Source organism: Caballeronia telluris (genome assembly GCF_001544495.1).
Lineage (GTDB): Bacteria > Pseudomonadota > Gammaproteobacteria > Burkholderiales > Burkholderiaceae > Caballeronia > Caballeronia telluris.
Genome location: NZ_FCNZ02000007.1, coordinates 203,694 through 226,754 on the forward strand (window position 1 = coordinate 203,694; position 23,061 = coordinate 226,754).

Here is a 23,061-nt window from a genome sequence, read left to right on the forward strand (position 1 = left end):
CAAATGCGCAGCTTAATCGCCGTTCACGGTGCGCCGGCGCACATCGTCCCTGTTCAGTAGGCTTTTAGTCCGCTCAATGAAAAGCGTACCAATTTGAGCGCGTTCGCCCACTCTCGTTCCCTCTTTCACCGATGCCGCCATCCGTATTCATCGTCTCCGACGGTACCGGGATCACTGCCGAAACCTTCGCGCACTCGATCCTCTCCCAGTTCGACCAGAAATTCCGGCTCGTGCGCGTGCCGTTCGTCGATTCGAGCGACAAGGCGTTTGCGACCGTCGAGAAGATCAACGAGGCCGTGTCGCTCGACGGGCGCCGTCCGATTGTCTTCACCACGCTCGTCGACAGCGAATCGAACCGGATCGTGAAGTCGTCGAATGCGCTCGTGCTCGACATGTTCCAGACCTTCATCGAGCCGCTCGAACACGAACTGGAAATCAAGTCGACGCACGCCATGGGGCGCGTGCACCAGAACGCGGATACCGAGGAGTACAAGAACCGGATCGAGGCGATCAACTTCTCGCTCGCCCACGACGACGGCCAGAGCAACCGCAATCTGACCGACGCCGACGTGATCCTGGTTGGCGTGTCGCGCAGCGGCAAGACGCCGACGAGTCTGTATCTCGCGATGCAGTACGGCGTAAAAGCCGCCAATTACCCGCTGATCCCGGAAGATTTCGAGCGCGGCAAGCTGCCGACGCCACTTCTGGAGCATCGCGACAAGATGTTCGGTCTGTCGATCGATCCGCTGCGGCTTTCGGAAATCCGCAACGAGCGGCGGCCGGGCAGCAAGTACGCGGCGCTGGAAAACTGCCGCTACGAGATCAACGAAGCGGAAATGATGATGAAGCGCGAGGGGGTCAAGTGGCTCTCCTCGACGCATAAGTCGATCGAGGAGATCGCGACGACCATCCTCCAGGAAATCAAACTGGAGCGGCCGTCGTATTACTGAGGTTCAAGTGGCGCGCTGCTGGCGGCACTGCTCGAAAAGACACACGGCGGCCGCGGCCGCCACGTTGAGCGACTCCATGCCGCCCGGCTGCGGAATCGTCACGCGATGCGTCACCGCATCGCGCCATATCTGCGACACGCCCGCGCCCTCGTTGCCGAATACCCACGCGAGTTCGCCCGACAGGTCGCATTCGTAGATCGCCTGTGCGCCATGCGAATCGGTAATCGTCACCGGCACGTCGAGCCGCGCGATCAGGTCGGCCGGCTCGGCATCCTCGAAGATATTTAGCAGGAAATGCGCGCCCATCGCCGAGCGCAGCACCTTCGACGACCACGCGTAAGCCGTGCCCGGCGCGCAAAACACGTTCTGCACGCCCGCCGCCGCCGCGCTTCGCAGGATCGATCCGACATTGCCCGCGTCCTGCACGCCGTCGAGCACGACGCAGGTCGTCGCGACGCGCGCGGGCAGCGGCGCGTCGATCTTTTCGACCAGAAGCAGCATGCCGACGCCATGCACGACGCTCGACAGCTGGCCGAACAGCGCATCGGGCAGCGTGTGCACATGCTTTTCCTCGATACGCGCGACGATCGCGCGCGCTTCCTCGTGCTGCAGCGCGCCTTCGGTGACGATGCACGTCTCTGGCTGGCCGGCGGCGTCGAGATAGGCGGACGCGAGGTGCAGCCCTTCGAGCAGCGCGTGGCCGCTTCGACGCTGTTGCGCCGTGGAACCGGCGAGCGCTTTCAGGCGCTTATAGAGCGGATTGTCCCGCGAGGTGATGGATTTCACGTTGGAGAAGTCAGAAGGCGCGGGCGTCCGGGTCCTGATCGAGCGCGGCGGCGGCGATCACCTCCGGCGCGACGTCCGGCAACACGATGCCGAAACGCGCGTGCGCCTCGCGCACCGGCGCGAACGACCGCCGATGATGCTCGCACGGCCCGTGATCGCGCAGCGCCGCGAGATGCTGCGGCGTGCCGTAGCCGGCGTGCGCGTCGAAACCGTAGCGGGGATGCATCTCGTGCAATTGCAGCAGCATGCGGTCGCGCGTGACCTTCGCGAGAATCGAGGCCGCCGAGATCTGCGCGACGAGCGCATCGCCGCCGATCACGGCTTCCGAGCGGACCGCGAGAACCGGGCAGCGGTTGCCGTCGATCTTCACGAGCGTCGGCGCGACCGACAGCCCTTCCACCGCGCGCTTCATCGCGAGCATGGTGGCGTGGAGGATGTTGAGCGTGTCGATTTCCTCGACGCTCGCCGAGGCGACGCAGTAAGCCAGCGCGCGATCGACGATCTTCTCGTACAGCTCCTCGCGCTTTTTCGCGGTGAGCACTTTGGAATCGTCGAGACCGCGAATCTTCGGCTTGGCCGGGTCGAAAATCACCGCCGCCGCGACGACCGGACCGGCGAGCGGCCCGCGCCCCGCTTCGTCGACGCCGCAGATGACGTCGAACGGCGAGTCGAAATTCAGGCCGCGCTGCTTCGATACCGCCTTTGCTGGCTTTTTCGCTGCGCCCGCCATTATCGCGGCCTCCGGGATTCGAGCATCGTCGCGACGGCTTCCGCCGCCTTCTGCGCCGTGTTCTGGCGCAGGGCGTGATGCATTTCCGTGAAAATATCCGTCAGCGTACGGCGGTTCGCGTCGTCGTTCAACTGTTTCAGCGTGGCATCGGCGAGGGCTTCGGGCGTCGCGAAATGCTGCAGGATTTCCGGCACGACGAAACGCCCCGCCAGGATGTTCGGCAGGCCGACATACGGCAGATAACCCTGGCGCTTCATGATCTGGCCCGTGAGCCACGGCACCTTGTACGAGATGACCATCGGCTTTTTCAGCAGCGCCGCTTCCAGCGTGACCGTGCCGCTCTTGACGAGAATCGCGTCGGCGGCGGTCATCGCGGTTTGCGCGCGGCCGTCGGTGATCGTGAGGTTCAGATGCGGATGCGCTTCCACCAGCGGTTGCAGCAACTCGCGCAACGCCGGGTTCGCCGCCGGCATCAGGAAACGCACGCCGGGTTCGCGCAACTGCATCAGCTCCATCGCGTCGAAGAACGTCGGGCCGATCAGCGAAATTTCCGAGCGGCGGCTGCCCGGCAGCACGGCGATCACCGGACCGCCCTCGGCGATCCCGAGTTCACGGCGCGCGCCGAGCGTGTCCGGCTCGATGGGGATTTCGTCCGCGAGCGGATGGCCGACGTAGGTCGCCGCCACGCCCGCCTTTTCCAGCAGCGCGGTTTCGAACGGAAACACGCACAGCATGTGATCGACGGCCTTCACGATTTTCTTGATGCGCCCGCCGCGCCACGCCCAGATCGACGGACAGACGAAATGCACGGTCGGAATGCCCGCGTCGCGCAGCGCGTGTTCGAGCCCGAAATTGAAGTCGGGCGCGTCCACGCCGATGAACACCGACGGCGGCTCGGCCAGCAACTGCCGCTTCAGTTCGTTGCGGATGCCGAGAATCTCGGGGATATGCCTGAGCGCCTCGACATAGCCGCGCACGGTCAGCTTGTCCATCGGCCAGTGGGCGTCGAAGCCGACGGCCGTCATGCGCGGGCCGCCGATGCCGCTAAAGTGCGTCGCGGCCGGCAGCCGCTCCTTGAGCCCGCCGAGCAGCGACGCCGCCAGCAGGTCGCCGGACGGCTCGCCCGCGACCATCGCGACGCGCAAGGGATTGGGTAACAGCGTCATCGAAGCGGCGGTCAGCGGATGATGCCGCGTTGCGACGTCGCGATGAAGTCGGAAAACGCCCCGACGGCCGCGTCGCCGTCGCCGCCGGCGGTCGCGAGTTCGCGCAACTGCGCCTTCGCTTCTTCGAGCGACAGGCCGCTCTTGTAGACGACGCGATACGCCGCGCGCAGCGCCGAGATCGCTTCCGCCGAAAAGCCGCGGCGGCGCAGTCCTTCGACGTTGATGCCGTGCGGCTCGGCCTTGTTGCCCGCCGCGATCACGAACGGCGGCACGTCCTGCACGAGCGCCGACGCGCCGCCCAGCATCGAATGCGCGCCGATGCGCACGAACTGGTGCACGCCCGACATGCCGCCGACGATCGCGTGGTCGCCCACGCTCACGTGCCCCGCGAGCTGCGCGTTGCTCGACATGATCACGTTGCTGCCGAGCCGGCAATCGTGGCCGACGTGCACGTACGCCATGATCCAGCAGTCGTCGCCGATCGAGGTCAGGCCCTGATCCTGCACGGTGCCCGTGTGGATCGTCGTGAACTCGCGGATGGTGTTGCGGTTGCCGATTTCGAGCCGGGTCGGTTCGTCCTTGTACTTCATGTCCTGCGGACGGCCGCCGACCGACGCGTAATGGCCGATGCGGTTGTCTTCGCCGATCGTCGTGTGGCCTTCGATCACGCTGTGCGAGCCGACGGTCGTGCGCGCGCCGATCACGACGTGCGCGCCGACGATCGCATACGGCCCGATCTCGACGGATTCATCGAGCTCTGCGCCCGGCTCGACGATCGCGGTAGGGTGAATCTTGCTCATGCGCCCTCGCCTGATGTTCTGTTCGTTGCGTTGCGTGTGGTCCGATGCGAGTCGGGCCGTGCCGCGATCACGCGTCGGTGTTCTTCACGGTGCACATGAGTTCGGCTTCCGCGGCGACTGCGCCATCGACTTCGGCGCGCGCCTTGAATTTCCAGATGCCGCGCATGTACCGCTCGAACGTGACGTTCAGGATCAACTGATCGCCCGGCTCCACCACGCGCTTGAAGCGCGCGCCGTCGATGCCGACGAAGTAGTAGAGCGTCGTTTCCGGATCGTGCGGCTCTTCCGCGAACGTCAGCAGCGCGGCCGTCTGCGCCAGTGCTTCGAGAATCAGCACGCCCGGCATCACCGGACGCGTCGGGAAGTGACCCTGAAAATACGGCTCGTTGATCGACACGTTCTTCAGCGCTTTGATGCTCTTGTGCGGCTCAAGTTCGAGCACGCGGTCGACGAGCAGGATCGGATACCGATGCGGCAGCAACGTAAGAATCTTGTGGATGTCGAGATTGATTTTTTCTGTGCTCATGATCGTTCTGCTCGCGCGTCTTTTAAACGCGGATGTTGACTGCGGACCGCGCGCGGCCCGCCTGGGATGCTGTCGTCTCTGCTGTTGTCGCTGCTTGAATCTTGTTCGTGCGGCTCCGAATGGCCGCTTTGGTCGAAGCTGCGTGCTACTCGCCCTTGCGCTCGTCCAGCGCCGCTTCGAGCGCCTTGATGCGGTCGCGCAATTTGTCGAGGTTGCGCATGATGGCCGCGCTCTTGTTCCAGTCGGCGTGATTCACGGCGGGGAACGCGCTCGTGTACATGCCCGGCTTCGTCAGCGACTTCGACACGCCCGACTGCGCCGTGACGATCACGTAGTCCGCCAGCGTCACGTGGCCTGCGATGCCCACCGCGCCGCCGATCATGCAGTGCCGCCCGATGTTCGTGCTGCCCGCGATGCCCGCACAGCCGGCAATGACCGTGTACGCACCGATCCGGCAGTTGTGACCGATCTGCACGAGATTGTCGATCTTCACGCATTCCTCGATGACGGTATCCGCCATCGCGCCGCGATCGATCGTGGTGTTCGCGCCGATTTCGACGTCGTCCGCGATATCGACCGCCCCGACCTGCGGGATTTTCACCCAGCTGCCGGTGCGCGCTTCGCCTTCGCCCATGAAGTCCGGCGCAAAACCGAAGCCGTCCGCGCCGATCACCGCGCCCGCATGCACGATCACGCGCGCGCCAAGCTTACAACCATGATAGACCGTTACGTTCGGATAGAGATGAACGTCGTCGCCGAGCTTCACGCCCCGGCCGATCACGACGCCCGCGTCGAGTTTCACGCGCTCGCCGATCACGGCGCCTGCTTCCACCGTTACGTGCGCGCCGATGACGGCGCTGGCCGCGACTTTCGCGCCCGGATCGATCGACGCGCTCGCGTGCACGCCCGGCTTGACGGCCGGCGTCGCGAGGTCGATGAACGCCTGCGCGACGCGCGCGAAATAAGCGTAGGGATTCGGCGTGACGATGAAGTTGAGGCCTTCGCGGGCCGCTACTTTTTCGAGATCCGCAGGGGAAATCAGCACCGCGCCCGCCCGCGTCGTCTCGACTTGCGGCAGATATTTCTGATTCGCGAGAAACGCGAGTTGCCCCGAGTCGGCCTTATCGAGCGGGGCGAGGCTACCGACGCGCTGTTGCGCGTCGCCGACGATCTCGCCGCCGAAGCGCCGGGCCAGTTCAGCGAGCGTGATCGTCATTGCCGATGTCGTGCCTGATGCCATCCGTCTGCGGCTCCTGATCAGTTCGCGCTGCTGGCGGCAAGAGCCTTCAGCACCTGATCGGTGATATCGATACGCGGGCTCACGTACACCGCTTCCTGCACGATGAGGTCGTAGTGCTGCTGCTCGGCGATCTGCTTGATGATCTTGTTCGCGCGATCCAGCACCGCCGCGAGTTCTTCGTTGCGGCGCTGGTTCAGGTCTTCGCGGAATTCGCGCTGCTTGCGCTGGAAGTCCGCGTCGAGCTGCGAAAGGTCACGCTGACGCGCCGCGCGATCCGTGGGCGACATCGACGGACCGTTCTTGTCCACACCGTCCGACATCGTTTTCAGGCGCTGCGCCATTTCTTGCAGCGCCTTGTCGCGCTTCGAAAACTCCTGCTCGAGCTTCGATTGTGCGGCTTTCGCCGCCGCCGACTCGCGCAGGATGCGGTCGGAATTGACGGCCGCGATCCGTGCGGCACCGGTGTCCTGCGCGTATGCGCCAACGCCCGAGAAGCCGAGGATCATCGACAGCACAAGGGCCGATCCGAGATGTTTCGATAGCTTACCGGTTCGCAAAGTCTTCCTCATGTCACTAAAGGGCAGAAACGAGTCACGCATTGCGTCAGAACGCCGTGCCGATCTGGAACTGGAACTTCTGATACTGGTCGCCTTCGTGCTTCTGCAGCGGGAAACCCAGGCTCAGCTTGAGCGGGCCGATCGGCGAGATCCATGCGAGACCGACACCGTAACCGTAGCGCAGGCCGTTCGAGCCGCCTTCCGAACCGCCCTGTCCCGGGTCGCCCCAGACGTTACCGGCGTCGAGGAACGTAAAGACGCGCAGCGTGCGGTCATAGCCCGTGCCCGGCAGCGGGAACGTCAGTTCGATATTGCCGACTGCCATGCGCGAGCCCCCGATCGGGTCGCCCGTCGACGGGTCGCGTGGACCGAGCGAACTCGGCTGATAGCCACGCACGGAACCGATACCGCCCGCGTAGTAGTTCTTGAAGATCGGGTAGGTCTGCCCTTGCAGGCCCTTGCCGTAACCGCCCTGCAGGTTGAAACCGAGCACGAAGCCCCGCGCGAACGAGTAGTAATACTGGAACTGCGCGTCGAACTTGCCGTAGGTCGTGTTGCCGAGCGGCGTGCCGTATTCGGCGTTCGTCTGCAGGTAGTAGCCGCGGCTCGGCACAAGCGCGCTGTCGCGATTGTCGCGCGACCAGCCCACCGTCAGCGGGATGTTGTTCACCACCCGGCCGAATTCGTTCACGTAATTCTTGTACGCGGTCGGCGTGTTCGCGTCCACGTCCATCGTGTTCTGCTCGATGCCGGCGCCGAAATACACGGTGTCCTGCTCGGAGAACGGGATGCCGAACTTCGTATCGGCGCCCATCGTGATGATCTTGAAGCTCGAATCCGTCGAGTAATAGAGCGGCTGGTACGTGCGGTAGTACGCGTCGGTGATGCGCTTGATGCCGTCGATCGTGAAGTACGGATCGACCTGCGTCACCGTCAGCGTGCGGTACGTCTTCGCGGTATTCACGTTCACCGCGAGGCTCGTGCCGGAGCCGAACACGTTGTCCTGCGACACGCCCGCCGACAGCACCACCTTGTCCGTCGACGAGAAGCCCGCGCCCAGCGTGATCGCGCCGGTCGGCTTTTCCGCGACCTTCACGTCCACGTCGACCTGGTCGTTCGTGCCTTCGACCGGCAGCGTGGTCACGTCGACGTCGGTGAAGTAGCCGAGACGGTTCACGCGGTCCTTGGACAGCGCGAGGCGGCTCGAATCGAACCACGAGCTTTCGAGCTGGCGCATTTCGCGGCGCACGACTTCGTCGCGCGTCCGCGTATTGCCCACGATGTTCACGCGCCGTACGTAGACGCGGCGGCTAGGCTCGATCTGCAGCGTGAGGTCGACGGTATGGTTCGACTGGTCGATGGCCGGCTGCGCGTTGACTTGCGCGAACGCATAGCCGTATTCGCCCAGCTTGTCGACGATCGCCTTCGTGGTCGCCTGCAGTTTTTCCGCCGAGAAGCGCTCGCCCGGCTTGATCTTGATGAGCTTGGTGAGTTCCGCCTCGCGGTCGAGCAGATTGCCCGCGAGCTTGATGCTGTTGACCTTGTACGGCTCGCCTTCGTGCAGCGCAACCGTCAGATACATGTCCTTCTTGTCGGGCGAGATCGAGACCTGCGTCGAGTCGATGCTGAATTCGAGGTAGCCGCGATTCAGATAATACGAGCGGACGTTCTCGAGGTCGCCCGTGAGTTTTTCCTTCGCGTACAGATCGTTCTTCGTGTACCACGAGAACCAGTTCGGCGTGGAAAGCTGCATTTCGTCGCGCAGCGTGCTCGTGCTCACGGCCTTGTTGCCGATGAAGTTGATCTGGCGGATCTTCGCGCTCGGACCTTCGGCCACCGAGAACAGGATCGACACGCGATTGCGGTCGACCGGCGTCACCGTCGTGGTGACTTCGGCGGCGTAGTAGCCGCGCGTCAGATACTGGCGTTTGAGTTCCTGTTCCGCGCGATCGACGAGCGCCTTGTCGTACGAACGGCCCTGCGACAATCCGACCGAGCGCAATGCCTTCGTCAGGTTGTCCTTGTCGAATTCATGGAGGCCGGAGAAATCGATTTGCGAGATGGCCGGACGTTCCTGCACCTGCACCACGACGATGTTGCCTTGGGTGGCAATCTGCACGTCGCTGAAGAAGCCCGTTGCATAGAGCGCGCGAATCGCTTCGGATGCCTTGTCGTCGGTAAATGTGTCGCCTTGCCTGATCGGCAGGTAGGCGAAGACTGTACCCGGTTCGATGCGCTGGAGACCGTCGATCCGGATATCCTGCACGACAAAAGGCGTGGTCGCGTGTGCCGCCATGCCGGTTGCGGCCAGTGCCGCGGCCACAGCCGTCTTAGGAACAAAGCGATGAGGTTTGAACAACGTGCTTCCCCAGTGTTATAGCTGCATCAGTTCCGGCGGTCCCTCATGAGACGCCACCAGACCTGGTGAAAATGGATCAAAAACGGATCAGGCGAGCCAGGTCGTTGAACAGTGCGATCATCGACAATGCGACGATGCACACGAGGCCCGCCCGTTGCAGAACCAGCTGCCAGCGATCGGATACCGCCTTGCCGGTAATGGCTTCAACCAAATAATATAACAGATGACCACCGTCCAATACCGGAATCGGTAACAAGTTCAAGACGCCAAGACTGATGCTGACGAGCGCCAGAAACGACACGAACGCAGACAACCCGAGCCGCGCGCTCTTGCCCGCATAGTCGGCGATGGTCACCGGTCCCGAGAGGTTCTTGAGCGACGCCTCGCCGACGATCATCCGCCCGAACATGCGCAGCGAATACACGCTGATGTCCCAGGTGCGGTTCACGCCGAGGCGCAGGCTTTCGAGCGGCCCATAACGCACGTCGACGCTCGGCAACTGGTTCGCGAGCGCCGCGCCGATGCGCCCCACGTCGCGGCCCGTTTCGTCGTCGCGCTTCGCGTCCGGCACGACCGTCACGGTCATGAGACGGCCGTCGCGCTCGAGCGTCAGCGTCACCGGCTTGCCCGCGTGGCCGCGCACGTAATCGATGAAGCCCGTGGCGTTCTCGACCTTCCTGCCGTCGATCGCGCGCAGCTTGTCGCCCGCGCGCAGGCCGCTCTTTTGCGCGGCGCTGCCCGCCTCCAGGCCCGCCACCGAGAGCGTGCCGCCGCCCGGCGCGAAGCCGAGCTTGTCCATGAAGTCCTGATCGGCGTCCGGGTCGCCGATGCCTGCCACGTCGACGGGGAAGTCGAACGTGCCGTCGGGCGTCTTGGCGGTGAGCACCACGCTGCGATGATCGAACGATGCATCGAGCAGCTTCCAGCGCAGGTCCGACCACGAGCGGATCGGATGCGCATCGCCGCCGGCCTGCGCATCGCGCATCGAAACAACAGTTTCGCCGCCTTCGAAGCCGGCCTGCGCGGCGGCCGTGTCGGCCGCCGGCGCCGAGACGATGGCAGCCGGTTCGGTCACGCCGCCCGCGAACACGGCCGAGAACAGCGCGATCGCGAGGATGAAGTTGGCGATGGGCCCCGCCGCGACGATCGCGATGCGCTTGAAGACGCTCTGCCGGTTGAATGCGCGCGGCAGGTCCTCGGGCGCAATATCGCTGTCGGCTTCGCGCTCGTCGAGCATCTTCACGTAGCCGCCGAGCGGCAGCGCCGCGATCGTCCACTCGACGCCCGTCTTCTGGCTCACCCAGCGCACGAGTGGCTTGCCGAAGCCGACCGAGAAACGCAGCACCTTGACGCCACACAGCCGCGCGACGCTGTAATGGCCGAATTCGTGGACGACCACGAGCACGCCTATCGCAACGACGAAGGCAACGATTTCGGTCAGGAAGTTCATGACGGCCTCAATGCGCGATGCGCTCGACGGGCGGATTGCTCGCTGGGCTCGATGTCAGCTTGTCGACGAAGCCGTTCGCGAGACGACGCGCGCTGGCGTCGGCGGCGAGGACATGATCGAGCGTGGCGGCGCTCGTGTTCGGCAGCGCGTCCAGCACGCGCGCGACCACGTCGGCGATCGCCATGAAGCCGATACGGCGGGCGAGAAACGCCTCGACGGCGATTTCGTTCGCCGCATTCAGCGCGGCGCTGGCGATGCCGCCGGCTTCCAGCGCCTTGATCGCGAGCGCGAGACACGGGAAGCGCTCGAAGTCCGGCTTCTCGAACGTGAGCGAAGCGATCTGCGCGAGATCCAGTTGCGCGACGCCCGATTCCACGCGATCCGGGAACGCGAGCGCGTGGGCGATCGGCGTGCGCATGTCGGGGTTGCCGAGTTGCGCGAGCACGGAGCCGTCGGCGTAAGACACCATCGAATGGATCACGCTCTGCGGGTGGATCAGCACCTCGATGCGCGAGCCCGGCAGGTCGAAGAGCCAGTGCGCCTCGATCACTTCGAGGCCCTTGTTCATCATCGTCGCGGAATCGACGGAGATCTTGCGGCCCATCGCCCAGTTCGGATGCTTGCAGGCTTCGTCGGGCGTGACGCTCACGAGCGACGACGGCTCGCGCGTGCGGAACGGGCCGCCCGACGCGGTCAGGATGATCTTCGATACGCCGCCGTGCATCGCGGCCTCGCGCGGCAGGCACTGGAACACGGCGTTGTGCTCGCTGTCGACGGGCAAGAGCACCGCGCCGTTGTCGCGCACGGCGTCGATGAAAATCTGCCCCGACATCACGAGCGCTTCCTTGTTCGCGAGCAGAATGCGCTTGCCCGTGCGCGCGGCGGCGAGCGTGGGCGCAAGGCCCGCGGCGCCGACGATCGCGGCCACGACCGTGTCGCATTCCGGCGCCGACGCCGCATCGACGAGCGCTTGCTCGCCATGCTGCACGTGCGTCTTGCAGCCGGCCGCGCGCAATTGCGCCTCGACGCGCGCGGCGGTGTCGGCGTCGCCGACGACCGCGACGGCCGGTTGAAAGCGCAGGCACTGGGCGACGAGTTTGTCGCCGTTGCGATGAGCGGTGAGTGCGTGGACCGAGAAGCGGTCGGGATGCCGCGCCACGACGTCGAGCGTGCTTTCGCCGATCGAGCCCGTGGAGCCGAGCAAAGTCAGACGTTTTTGCATAAATCCTTCTTTAGCCGACGAATTAGCCGACAAGCAGCAGTGCGATCGGCAAAACCGGCAACAGCGCGTCGATGCGGTCGAGCACGCCGCCGTGGCCCGGCAAGAGACCGCTCGAGTCCTTGACGCCGGCCTGGCGCTTCAAGAGCGATTCGAACAGATCGCCGATCACGCTGAACGCGACCAGCACGGTAAGCGCGGCTAGCGCCCGGACCCAGCCGAGATGCTCGACGAAGGCCGTGAACAGGGTCGGCGCGAAAACGAGCGTAGCGGCGGCGATCGAACCGATCACGATCACCGCGACCCAGCCGCCGATGGCGCCTTCCCAGGTCTTGCCAGGGCTGATGGACGGCGCGAGCTTGTGGCGTCCGAGGGCTTTTCCGGCGAAGTATGCGCCTATGTCGGCGAGCCAGACGACTAGGAGAAGCGATAGCACGAACGCCACGCCGACGGTCCGGGCCGCGACGAGCGCATGCCAGCAGGCCGCGAACACGACGACGCCCGCGAAAAGGAGGAACGAACGCCAGGCGCCCGCCGCGAGCTCCGGCTTGCGCAGGAGCGCGAACGGCCCCGCGAGCACCCAGAAAATGGCGGCCATCTGCAAGAGGCCCTTGGGAGCGACGCCCAGATACGTGCTCAGAACGAGCGCGAGCGCGCAAATGAGCGCATAGACGACCGGTCCGACGCCGCCGAGCTTCAGGAGCCGCGCCCATTCCCAGGCCGCGAACACCACGACGAACGCGATCAGCGCGCCGAACGCCCCGACCGGCGCGAACAGCGTGACCGGGACGAGTACCGCCAGCAGAACGATTGCCGTGATGACACGGGTCTTTAGCATGAAAGGGTGTCGGCCTTCTGCGATTGCGACGCGAGCTGCGCGCTCGTGCGGCCGAAGCGCCGCTCACGCTCGCCATACGATTCGATCGCGCGCGCAAGCGCTTCGGCGTCGAAATCCGGCCAGTAGGTATCGGTGAAATAGAACTCGGTGTACGCGAGCTGCCACAGCAGGAAGTTGCTGATGCGCTGCTCGCCGCCCGTGCGGATGAAGAGATCCGGCTCCGGCGCGTAAGCCATCGCGAGGTGCTGCGCGAACGAATCCTCGTCGACTCGCACCGCCTCGCCCGCCGCCGCCGATTGCTCGGCAAGCTTACGGGTGGCTTGCATGATGTCCCAGCGACCGCCGTAGTTGGCGGCGATGGTCAGCGTGAGCCGCGTGTTGCGGGCGGTTTTGGTTTCGGCGCGCTGGATCAGCGCGCGGATGCGCTCGTCGAACATCGCAATGTCGCCGACGACGCGCAGGCGGATGCCGTTCGCGTGCAGCTTGCCGATCTCGCGCTCCAGCGCCGTCACGAAAAGGCGCATCAGGAACGTGACTTCCTCGGTCGGGCGGCGCCAGTTTTCGGAACTGAACGCGAACAGCGTCACGTACTCGACGCCGCGCCGGGCGCAGCTTTCGACGGTTGCGCGCACGGCATCGACGCCGCGCGTATGTCCGGCGACGCGCGGCAGGCGCCGCTCAGTCGCCCAACGGCCATTGCCGTCCATGATGATCGCGATATGGCGCGGAACTGCCGCGACATCGGGCACGCGAACGGTAGAGCTGGTATAGGTCATGGCCGCTGAATCTTATTATCGACAGAATGAAGCCAGCACGACTGGCAGGACCGCACGCGGTCTTTACACCGTCATGATCTCGGCTTCCTTCGACTGAACCAGCTTGTCGATTTCCGCGACGAATTTGTCGGTGAGCTTCTGGACGTCGTCGCCGGCGCGGCGGTCGTCGTCTTCCGAAATTTCCTTGTCCTTCACGAGCTTCTTGAGTTGCTCGTTGGCGTCGCGCCGCAGGTTGCGCACGGCGATCTTGGCCGTCTCGCCTTCGCTCTTAACGACCTTCGTGAGTTCGCGGCGGCGTTCTTCGGTGAGCGCGGGCATCGGCACGCGGATCAGTTCGCCTTGCGTCGCCGGATTCAGGCCGAGATCCGAGTCGCGGATCGCCTTTTCGACGGCCGGCACCATCTTCTTTTCCCACGGCTGGACGCCGATCGTGCGGGCATCGACGAGCGTCATGTTCGCCACTTGCGAAATGGGCACGTTCGAGCCGTAGTAATCGACCTGGATATGGTCGAGCAAGCCGGTGTGGGCGCGACCCGTGCGGATCTTCGCGAGGTCGGCCTTGAACGCCTCGATCGACCGCTGCATTTTCTGGTCGACGCCCTTTTTAATGTCAGCCACACTCATTTAAACCTCCAAACCTTGGTTACTGGCGATACAGGCGAAAACGGCGCCAGCCTTCGAGCCGCGCCGCGCCCGGATACGCGAGAGTTTACACGTGGACGAGCGTGCCTTCGTCGCCGCCCTGGACGATGCGCTTCAACGCGCCCGCCTTGGTGATCGAAAACACGCGGATCGGCAGTTTCTGGTCGCGGCACAGCGCGAAAGCCGTCGCGTCCATCACCTGCAGATTGCGGCCAATTGCCTCGTCGAAGCTGATCGTGCTGTAGCGCGTCGCGTCCGGATCCTTCTTCGGGTCGGCGGAGTATACGCCGTCCACCTTGGTCGCCTTCAACACGACTTCCGCGCCGATCTCCGAACCGCGCAATGCGGCGGCCGTATCGGTCGTGAAGAACGGGTTGCCGGTGCCGGCCGCGAAAATCACCACTTTGCCTTCCTCGAGCTGGCGAATGGCACGCGGACGGATATACGGCTCGACCACCTGGTCCATGCGCAGCGCGGATTGCACGCGCGCCTCGATCCCGGCGTGGCGCATGGCGTCCTGCAGCGCGAGCGCGTTCATCATCGTGGCGAGCATGCCCATGTAGTCGGCTGTCGCACGGTCCATGCCGGCCGCGCCGCCGGCGACGCCGCGAAAGATGTTGCCGCCGCCGATCACGACCGCGAGCTGGGTGCCCATGCGCACCACTTCAGCCACATCCGCCACCATCCGTTCGATGGTTGCGCGATTGATGCCGAAAGCATCGTCGCCCATGAGGGCTTCGCCGGAGAGCTTGAGGAGTACGCGTTTGTAGGCTATGGGCATATGAGGTTCCGATCGCGCCGAGGAGGGTTGCAACAACGTAGAACTGTAGGGGTGAAACGACATTTACGGCAAGCGCGCCAAATTCGGGCATCGCTCAGTGACACAGGGTTAACCCTTGTACCACGATGGATGCCGAACTGACTGCCCTGGCAGACTGCCTGGGAACGGGCGGAACGAATGTTCCGCCGTGTTTCCTGCGTGATGCGGATGCTGCCAGATGCCGATGTCGCGCGGCGAAACGACGTCCGCCGCGCGCAGGGACTTAGCCCTGCTTTGCTGCTGCGACTTGCGCGGCCACTTCGGCGGCGAAGTCGTCCTGACGCTTCTCGATGCCTTCGCCGACGACGAACAGCGCGAACTTCTGCACCGCTGCGCCCGCTGCCTTCAGCATCTGTTCGATCGTCTGCTTGTCGTTCTTCACGAACGGCTGGTTCAGCAGCGACACTTCCTTCAGGTACTTCTGCACGCTGCCGTCGACCATCTTCGCGACGATTTCAGCCGGCTTGCCCGATTCGGCGGCCTTCTGCTCGGCGATGCTGCGTTCCTTCGCGATCAGATCGGCGGGCACTTCGTCCGACGAGAGCGACACCGGCTTCATCGCCGCGATGTGCATGGCGACATCACGGCCGACCTGCTCGTCCGCGCCCGAGAACTCGACGAGCACGCCGATGCGCGTGCCGTGCAGGTACGAAGCCAGCTTGTTGCTGGTTTCGAAGCGCACGAAACGGCGGATCGAGAGGTTTTCGCCGATCTTGCCGACGAGCGCGAGACGCACGGCGTCGACCGTCGAGCTTTCGAGCGCCTGCGCGCCGAGCGCGGCGACGTCGGCCGGGTTGGTCTTCGCCACGAGTTCGGCGATAGTCTTGCCGAACGCGAGGAAGTCGTCGTTCTTCGCGACGAAGTCGGTTTCGCAGTTCAGTTCGACGAGCGCGCCCACGCCGCCTTCCACGTGCGCCGTGACGATGCCTTCAGCCGTCACGCGCGATGCCGCCTTACTCGCCTTGTTGCCGAGCTTCACGCGCAGCAGCTCTTCGGCGCGCGCCATGTCGCCGTCGGCTTCCGTCAGCGCCTTCTTGCATTCCATCATCGGCGCGTCGGTCTTCGCGCGCAGTTCTGCCACCATGCTTGCGGTAATTGCCGCCATCATTCGCTCCTTGAGTCTGTTTGATACGTGCCGCCGGCTCGGTGCCCGCGACAGGAATTGGGTCACAGCGGGGTTTCAGCAATCACGGCGCCCGCGCACCGGCCGGGAAATCGGCGCAAAAGAAATTCCGCTAAAAAAAAGGGGCCTTCAAGAAAGCCCCCTTTTTTGCCGGATACAGGGCTCGCTACGCCTCTGCGTTGACCTCGACGAACTCGTCGCCTTCGCCGCTGCGCACGGCCTGGACCACGTCGTTCACCGCGTTCGCACGACCTTCGAGGATCGCGTCGGCCACGCCTTGCGCGTACAGCGCAACGGCCTTGCTGGCGTCGTCGTTACCCGGGATCACGTAGTCGATGCCTTCCGGCGAGTGGTTCGTGTCGACCACGGCGATGACCGGAATGCCCAGCTTCTTGGCTTCGGTCACGGCAATCTTGTGATAGCCGACGTCGATCACGAAGATCGCGTCCGGAATGCCGCCCATGTCCTTCACGCCGCCGATCGACTTCTGCAGCTTCGCCATTTCGCGTTCGAACAGAAGCCCTTCCTTCTTGCTCATGCGCTCGGTTTCGCCCGATTCCAGCGCTGCTTCCATGTCCTTCAGGCGCTTGATCGAAATCTTCAGCGTCTTGAAGTTGGTCAGCATGCCGCCGAGCCAGCGTGCATTGACGAACGGCATGCCGGCGCGTTGCGCTTCTTCTTGCACCGTGTCGCGCGACTGGCGCTTCGTGCCGACGAACAGGATCGTGCCGCGATTGGCTGCCAGTTGACGCACGTACTTCAGCGCGTCGTTGTAGAGCGGCAGCGTCTTTTCGAGGTTGATGATGTGAATCTTGTTGCGATGACCGAAGATATACGGGGCCATCTTCGGGTTCCAGAAGCGCGTTTGGTGACCGAAGTGGACACCGGCTTCCAGCATTTGACGCATGGTAACTGCCATGAAATTCTCCGCGAGGGTTAGGTCTTAAGCCGGCTGCCGCATCCTGCGCCCGTTGTTCTTTCCGGACGCCGGACACCCTGGGTGCGCCGGCTTGCGAATCAAGTCGAAAGTCGCCTTGGTAATTAGTCGATTATGACTAATTAGACAAACGCAAACTTCACATCGACTTAGCCAAAGAGTATAGCACGCGATGATTACGCCGCTCAAGGCGCCAGGATAAGAGGGAACCGGCAGCGCGCGCCGGCCGGGACGTCGATCCTTGCAGCGGCGCGGCGGAGCGGGAAAACCGCGACTGCACGGAAATCGAGCCAGAAAAAGGAAGAACCCGCCTCAGGAGCCAGCCGCGCGCGGCCCGTCCCGATGCGGCGCACGGGCTAAGGTGCGATAATGCCGCTTTCGCGCGAAAGCGCCGCCTACACGATTTTTCCTGACAAGTCATGTCCATTACGCTGAAAAACGACCACGACATCGCAGAGATGCGCGTCGCCTGCCGGCTCGCCAGCGAGGTGCTCGATTTCATCACGCCGCACATCGTGGCGGGCGTGACCACCGGCGAACTCGACCGCCTCTGCCATGAATTCATGGTGAAGGAGCAGGGAACGGTCCCCGCGCCGCTGAACTACCAGCCGCCCGGTTACCCGCCCTATCCGAAGGCGACCTGCATTTCGGTGAACGACGTGATCTGTCACGGCATCCCGGGGGACAAGGCGCTCAAAAGCGGCGACGCCCTGAACATCGACATCACGGTCATCAAGAACGGCTATTTCGGCGATACGAGCCGCATGTTCCTCGTCGGCGAAGGCTCGATCCTGGCGAAGCGGCTCGTGCAGACCACGTTCGACTGCATGTGGCTCGGCATCGACCAAGTGCGCCCCGGTGCGCGCCTCGGCGACATCGGCGCCGCGATCCAGAAGCATGCGGAGTCGCAGGGCTACAGCGTCGTGCGCGAATATTGCGGCCACGGCATCGGCCAGGTGTTCCACGAGGAGCCTCAGGTGCTCCACTATGGACGTCCAGGCACGGGTATCGAACTGGAAGCGGGCATGATCTTCACCGTCGAGCCGATGATCAACGCCGGGCGCCGCGACATCCGCACGATGCCCGACCAGTGGACCGTGAAAACGCGCGACCGCAGTCTGTCGGCGCAATGGGAGCATACGGTGCTCGTCACGCCGACGGGCTACGAAGTGCTGACGGTGTCGGCGGGAACGCAGGCGCCGTCACAACTGATCGCCGCGACGGCGTAATTCACGCGCGGGAATGCCGCGCGCAAAATTCGACCGAATCCCGATTCCGCGCCCCTTTCGAGGTAACGCATGACGAGTCAGAACAGCGATCCGCCGCATCACGTGCCACCCGGCGCCCGCGCGGCCTAGTGCAGAGCGCTCGCGTATTCCCGCCGGCAAGCGGACGTCCGAACGGCCGCCCGCCCCATTCAACCGCTCCCTCCCCCTTTCCGCCCATGAGCGTTACTGCCGTCGCCCCGCCCTGTGACTCGCTGAAAACGGCTTTCAAATCGCAGAAGGCCGCGCTGCTCGAGCGCTTCCAGACCGCGTCGAACGTCGATTCGCTGATGCACGCCCTCGCCCGCGCCACCGACGACGCGTTGCGCGGCGCCTGGGACGCCTGCGAAATGCCGTCGTGGGCGGCGCTCGTGGCGGTCGGCGGCTACGGACGCGGCGAACTGGCACCCTATTCCGACGTCGACATCCTCGTGCTGCTGCCGGACCACAAGCCGGCCGATTCGGGCGACGCCGACCTCACCGCGCGCATCGAGCGCTTCATCGGCATGGCGTGGGATATCGGGCTCGACATCGGCAGCAGTGTGCGCTCGGTCGCGCAATGCATCGACGAAGCGAGCAATGACGTGACCGTGCTCACGTCGCTCCTGGAAGCGCGGCGGGTCTGGGGCGACACGCCGCTTTTCCAGCTGTTTCGCGAGCGCTACCAGCAGACGCTCGATCCGCGCGCGTTCTTCCAGGCGAAAGTGCTGGAAATGCGCCAGCGGCACGCCAAATTCCAGGACACGCCGTACAGCCTCGAACCGAACGTCAAGGAAAGCCCGGGCGGCCTGCGCGACCTGCAACTCATCCTGTGGATCTCGCGCGCGGCGGGCTTCGGCAGCAGCTGGCGCGAACTCGACCTGCGCGGCCTCATCACCGAACGCGAAGCGCGCGAACTGCGCCGCAACGAAGGCTTCCTGAAGACGCTGCGCGCGCGCCTGCACGTGATCGCGAAGCGTCGGCAGGACATTCTCGTGTTCGACCTGCAGACGCCGCTCGCCGAGAGCTTCGGCTTCCAGGCGAGCGCGACCAAGCGCGCGAGCGAGCAGCTGATGCGCCGCTATTACTGGGCGGCGAAAGCGGTGACGCAGCTCGCGACCATCCTGATCCAGAACGTCGAGGCGCAACTGTTCCCGTCGACGAGCGGCGTCACGCGCGTGATTTCGGGACGCTTCGTCGAGAAGCAGGGCATGCTGGAAATCGCCCGCGACGACGTGTTCGAACGCGAACCGCACGCGATTCTCGAAGCGTTCCTGCTCTACGAACAGACGCGCGGCATCAAGGGCTTTTCGGCGCGCACGCTGCGCGCGATCTACAACGCGCGCGACCTGATGGACCGCGACTGGCGGCGCGATCCCGAAAACCGCCGGCTCTTCATGGAGATCCTGAAGCAGCCGGAAGGCATCACGCATGCATTCCGGCTCATGAACCAGACGAGCGTGCTCGGGCGCTATCTGCTGAATTTCCGGCGCATCGTCGGGCAGATGCAGCACGACCTGTATCACGTCTACACCGTCGACCAGCACATCCTGATGGTGCTGCGCAATCTCAGGCGCTTCGCAATCGCCGAGCATGCGCACGAGTATCCGTTCTGCAGCCAGATCATCGGCAACTTCGAGCGTCCGTGGGTGCTCTACGTGGCCGCGCTCTTTCACGACATCGCGAAGGGCCGCGGTGGCGATCACTCGACGCTCGGCATGGTCGACGCGCGGCGCTTCTGCCGCGAGCACGACATCGGCACCGAGGACACCGCGCTGATCGTGTGGCTCGTCGAGCAGCATCTGACGATGAGCCAGGTCGCGCAGAAGCAGGACACGAGCGATCCCGAAGTGATCAAGCAGTTTGCCGCGCTGGTGAAAACCGAGCGGCGGCTGTCGGCGCTGTATCTTTTGACCGTCGCCGATATTCGCGGCACGAGTCCGAAGGTCTGGAATGCGTGGAAAGGCAAGCTGCTCGAAGACCTTTACCGCGCAACGCGCGCCGTGCTCGGCGGCGCCGAACCCGACGCGCATTCGGAACTGAAATCGCGCCAGGAAGAGGCGCTCGCGCTTCTGCGGCTCGAAACGGTCCCCGAAAACGCGCAGCGCCGCTTGTGGGACCAGCTCGACGTCGGCTATTTCCTGCGTCACGACGCCGCCGATATCGCATGGCAGACGCGCGTGCTTTACAAGCACGTCGAGAGCGTCAAACCGATCGTGCGCGCGCGGCCGTCGCCGATCGGCGCGGGTCTGCAGGTGCTCGTGTACGTGAAGGATCGCCCGGATCTTTTCGCCGCGATCTGCGGCTATTTCGACAAGAACGGCCTGTCCGTGCTCGACGCGCGCGTGAGCACGACGCGTCACGGCTACGCGCTCGACAACTTTCTGGTCGCGCATCCGGACCATGACGGGCATTATCGCGACATCGCGAATCTGGTCGAGGAGCAGCTTGGCACGCTGCTCACGGCCGAACGCATCTTGCCGGAGCCGTCGAAGGGACGACTGTCGCGGCTCGTGCGCACTTTTCCGATCACACCGCGCGTGGACCTGCGTCCCGACGAGCGCGGCCAATACTACATCCTGTCCGTGTCTGCGAACGACCGGCAGGGCCTCCTTTATTCGATCGCGCGGGTTCTGGCGCACCACCGGATCGGCGTGCAGGCGGCGCGGATCAACACGCTCGGCGAACGCGTCGAGGACGTGTTCCTGCTCGACGGCAAAGGCCTTTCCAGCAACCGGACCCAGATTCAGGTCGAAACCGAACTGCTGCGCGCGATCGCAGCCTGAGAAATTATGCGCGTCAAACTGACAGCCAAACATCCGCGCCCGGCGACGCCGGCGCGTTCCCCCGTTCGTTCCGGCAGCGCTGCCGGACGCAAGCCCGTACGGGCGGAAGGGCCGGCCGGACCTCGGCCCGCGGGACCGAAGACCGGCGCGCCGCGTGAGGGACGGCCGGATTCGCGGCCTGCCGGCGGTGAACGCGGTCCGCGTCCTTCGTCTGGCGACCGCGCCGGGAGTACTGGCGAGCGTCGTCCGTTCAAAGCGCGTGGTGACGATTCGCGATCCGCTGGCGGTGGTGAACGTGGCCCACGTCCGTCGTTCGGCGACCGTGGCGCCCAGCGTGGCGATCGAGCCGGAAGCTCCGACGAACGTCGTCCGTTCAAAGCGCGTGGCGACGATTCGCGCCCCGCTGGCGGTGGTGAACGCGGACCGCGTCCGTCGTTCGGCGACCGTGGCGCCCCGCGCGGCGATCGCGCCGGAAGCTCCGACGACCGTCGTCCGTTCAAGGCCCGTGGTGACGATTCGCGATCCGCTGGCGGTGGTGAACGCGGTCCGCGTCCTTCGTTCGGCGACCGTGGCGCCCCGCGTGGCGATCGCGCCGGAAGTACCGACGAGCGTCGTCCGTTCAAAGCGCGTGGTGACGATTCGCGATCCGCTGGCGGTGGTGAACGCGGACCGCGTCCGTCGTTCGGCGACCGTGGCGCCCCGCGTGGCGATCGCGCCGGAAGCTCCGACGAGCGTCGTCCGTTCAAATCGCGTGGCGACGATTCGCGCCCGCCGCGGCCGTCCCTCGACCGTCCGCGTCGCGACAATGAACGCTCGTCGGCAAAATCAACGCCCAAACCCGCCGACACGCCTTCCCCGGCCCGCCAGGCGCGCGCCGGCGAGGAAGGCCTCGTGCGCCTGTCGAAAGTGATGTCCGAGCTGGGCCTGTGCTCGCGTCGCGAAGCCGACGAGTGGATCGAAAAAGGCTGGGTGCTCGTCGACGGCGTGGTGATCGACACGCTCGGCACGCGCATCCGTCCCGACCAGAACGTCGAAATCCTGCCCGCGGCGCACGCCATCCAGTCGCAACTGGTGACGATCCTCGTGCACAAGCCGGTCGGCTATGTCTCAGGCCAGGCCGAAGACGGCTATCAACCCGCCGTCACGCTGATCAACCCCTCGAATCACTGGGCCGAGGACCATTCCGGCATCCGTTTTTCGCCGAACCATCTGCGCACGCTGGCGCCGGCCGGGCGCCTCGACATCGATTCCACCGGGCTTCTCGTCCTCACGCAGGACGGCCGCGTCGCGAAGCAACTGATCGGCGGCCATTCGGAAGTCGACAAGGAATATCTCGTGCGCGTGACATTCGGCGAACACACGGTCGACGTCGACCAGCATCTGCCCGACGAGAGCCTCGCGCTCCTGCGCCACGGCCTGGAACTGGACGGCGTCCCGCTCAAGACCGCCCAGGTGAGCTGGCAAAACGGCGAACAACTGCGCTTCGTGCTGCGCGAGGGCAAGAAACGCCAGGTCCGCCGCATGTGCGAGCTGGTGGGCCTTGAAGTCGTGGGGCTCAAGCGCATCCGCATGGGACACGTCACGCTCGGCGCGCTGCCCGCCGGCCAGTGGCGCTATCTGGGAGCGGACGAGACGTTCTGAACCGCGCGCCGGCCGCAAACGACCGCCCGCCGCCCGCCAAAAATACGTCGCGAAAAAACGACGCAAATACCGAAATCGACGCGCATGCACCCCAATCGTGCGCGTCGATTTTTTTTCGAATTTTGTTTAAAGAAAATATGTCATCCATCCGATAGGCAGGTAACGCCCTTTTTACCGCCTGGAGGGCGCGTTTTCATGCTTCAGACGTCATTGGGGAGAACCGCCATGTCAGTTGAGATCATTGTTCGCGAAACGAAAACCGGCCTCGAAATCATCAGCGGCCGACGACGGCTCGACGCGCTGCTCGCCCTGCGCGACGAAGTCGTCGTGATGAGCCCGGGCATCGGAGAAGTCGTGATCGCGCGCCTGCCGGACGGGCGGCTCCAGGCGTCGGCGAACCCCGAGCACGTCAAGCTCTTCCGCCAGCCGGACGTCGGCAGCAAAAAGACATTCGCATAAGACGAAGGCCGC

The 23,061-nt window shown here is 64.7% G+C and carries 21 protein-coding genes; 5 read left to right on the top strand and 16 right to left on the bottom strand.

Annotated elements, in window-relative coordinates:
- Positions 1-131 precede the first annotated feature (131 nt).
- Entirely contained in the window at positions 132-950 is an 819-nt protein-coding gene (gene ppsR, locus AWB66_RS11570; RefSeq protein WP_087630433.1) for a posphoenolpyruvate synthetase regulatory kinase/phosphorylase PpsR, read from the top strand.
- 3 nt (positions 951-953) lie between these two features.
- On the opposite strand, the gene AWB66_RS11575 is transcribed toward ppsR, so the two are convergent.
- The 16 genes from AWB66_RS11575 to rpsB all read right to left on the bottom strand — a co-directional run bounded on the left by AWB66_RS11575 (position 954) and on the right by rpsB (position 16,901).
- A complete protein-coding gene (locus AWB66_RS11575; RefSeq protein WP_087630434.1) occupies positions 954-1,736 on the bottom strand; it encodes a TrmH family RNA methyltransferase in 783 nt (260 codons plus the stop codon).
- Positions 1,737-1,746: 10 nt separating this feature from the next.
- Positions 1,747-2,466: a ribonuclease HII gene (gene rnhB, locus AWB66_RS11580; RefSeq protein ID WP_087630435.1), complete on the bottom strand. Its 720-nt coding sequence runs from the start codon at positions 2,464-2,466 to the stop codon at positions 1,747-1,749.
- Positions 2,466-3,632, bottom strand: coding sequence for a lipid-A-disaccharide synthase (lpxB, locus tag AWB66_RS11585; RefSeq protein WP_087630436.1), 1,167 nt, complete (start codon positions 3,630-3,632; stop codon positions 2,466-2,468). The genes rnhB and lpxB overlap by 1 nt, the downstream gene beginning before the upstream one ends.
- Before the next feature lie 11 nt (positions 3,633-3,643).
- Positions 3,644-4,432 (bottom strand): acyl-ACP--UDP-N-acetylglucosamine O-acyltransferase, encoded by a 789-nt coding sequence (gene lpxA / locus AWB66_RS11590; RefSeq protein WP_087630437.1) that lies wholly within the window; start codon positions 4,430-4,432, stop codon positions 3,644-3,646.
- 67 nt (positions 4,433-4,499) lie between these two features.
- Positions 4,500-4,958: a 3-hydroxyacyl-ACP dehydratase FabZ gene (gene fabZ, locus AWB66_RS11595; protein ID WP_087630438.1), complete on the bottom strand. Its 459-nt coding sequence runs from the start codon at positions 4,956-4,958 to the stop codon at positions 4,500-4,502.
- Positions 4,959-5,103: 145 nt separating this feature from the next.
- On the bottom strand, positions 5,104-6,174 hold the full coding sequence (lpxD, locus tag AWB66_RS11600; protein ID WP_087630439.1) for a UDP-3-O-(3-hydroxymyristoyl)glucosamine N-acyltransferase: 1,071 nt from the start codon (positions 6,172-6,174) through the stop codon (positions 5,104-5,106).
- A gap of 41 nt (positions 6,175-6,215) precedes the next feature.
- Positions 6,216-6,755 carry an OmpH/Skp family outer membrane protein gene (locus tag AWB66_RS11605; protein WP_200818972.1) on the bottom strand — a complete coding sequence of 180 codons (540 nt, stop codon included), beginning with the start codon at positions 6,753-6,755 and terminating at the stop codon, positions 6,216-6,218.
- 46 nt (positions 6,756-6,801) lie between these two features.
- Complete coding sequence (gene bamA / locus AWB66_RS11610) at positions 6,802-9,114, bottom strand: outer membrane protein assembly factor BamA (RefSeq protein WP_087630441.1); 2,313 nt, start codon at positions 9,112-9,114, stop codon at positions 6,802-6,804.
- A gap of 76 nt (positions 9,115-9,190) precedes the next feature.
- Positions 9,191-10,564, bottom strand: a complete 1,374-nt coding sequence (gene rseP, locus AWB66_RS11615; RefSeq protein WP_087630442.1) for an RIP metalloprotease RseP — start codon at positions 10,562-10,564, stop codon at positions 9,191-9,193.
- 7 nt (positions 10,565-10,571) lie between these two features.
- Positions 10,572-11,786: a 1-deoxy-D-xylulose-5-phosphate reductoisomerase gene (locus AWB66_RS11620; protein ID WP_087630443.1), complete on the bottom strand. Its 1,215-nt coding sequence runs from the start codon at positions 11,784-11,786 to the stop codon at positions 10,572-10,574.
- A gap of 22 nt (positions 11,787-11,808) precedes the next feature.
- A complete protein-coding gene (locus AWB66_RS11625; protein ID WP_087630444.1) occupies positions 11,809-12,621 on the bottom strand; it encodes a phosphatidate cytidylyltransferase in 813 nt (270 codons plus the stop codon).
- Positions 12,615-13,397 carry a polyprenyl diphosphate synthase gene (uppS, locus tag AWB66_RS11630; protein WP_087630445.1) on the bottom strand — a complete coding sequence of 261 codons (783 nt, stop codon included), beginning with the start codon at positions 13,395-13,397 and terminating at the stop codon, positions 12,615-12,617. The genes AWB66_RS11625 and uppS overlap by 7 nt, the downstream gene beginning before the upstream one ends.
- A gap of 63 nt (positions 13,398-13,460) precedes the next feature.
- Entirely contained in the window at positions 13,461-14,021 is a 561-nt protein-coding gene (frr, locus tag AWB66_RS11635) for a ribosome recycling factor (RefSeq protein ID WP_087630446.1), read from the bottom strand.
- Positions 14,022-14,106: 85 nt separating this feature from the next.
- Complete coding sequence (gene pyrH / locus AWB66_RS11640; protein ID WP_087630447.1) at positions 14,107-14,820, bottom strand: UMP kinase; 714 nt, start codon at positions 14,818-14,820, stop codon at positions 14,107-14,109.
- Positions 14,821-15,082: 262 nt separating this feature from the next.
- Positions 15,083-15,964: a translation elongation factor Ts gene (gene tsf, locus AWB66_RS11645; RefSeq protein WP_087630448.1), complete on the bottom strand. Its 882-nt coding sequence runs from the start codon at positions 15,962-15,964 to the stop codon at positions 15,083-15,085.
- Between the two features lie 184 nt (positions 15,965-16,148).
- Positions 16,149-16,901, bottom strand: coding sequence for a 30S ribosomal protein S2 (rpsB, locus tag AWB66_RS11650; protein WP_087630449.1), 753 nt, complete (start codon positions 16,899-16,901; stop codon positions 16,149-16,151).
- Positions 16,902-17,338: 437 nt separating this feature from the next.
- Between rpsB and map the strand changes: the two genes are divergently transcribed.
- The 4 genes from map (at position 17,339) to AWB66_RS11670 (ending at position 23,049) form a co-directional block, all read left to right on the top strand.
- A complete protein-coding gene (map, locus tag AWB66_RS11655) occupies positions 17,339-18,148 on the top strand; it encodes a type I methionyl aminopeptidase (RefSeq protein ID WP_087630450.1) in 810 nt (269 codons plus the stop codon).
- Between the two features lie 215 nt (positions 18,149-18,363).
- Entirely contained in the window at positions 18,364-20,949 is a 2,586-nt protein-coding gene (locus AWB66_RS11660) for a [protein-PII] uridylyltransferase (RefSeq protein WP_087630451.1), read from the top strand.
- 6 nt (positions 20,950-20,955) lie between these two features.
- Entirely contained in the window at positions 20,956-22,590 is a 1,635-nt protein-coding gene (locus AWB66_RS35095; protein ID WP_087630452.1) for a pseudouridine synthase, read from the top strand.
- Positions 22,591-22,815: 225 nt separating this feature from the next.
- Complete coding sequence (locus tag AWB66_RS11670; RefSeq protein ID WP_087630453.1) at positions 22,816-23,049, top strand: hypothetical protein; 234 nt, start codon at positions 22,816-22,818, stop codon at positions 23,047-23,049.
- Positions 23,050-23,061: the final 12 nt, after the last annotated feature.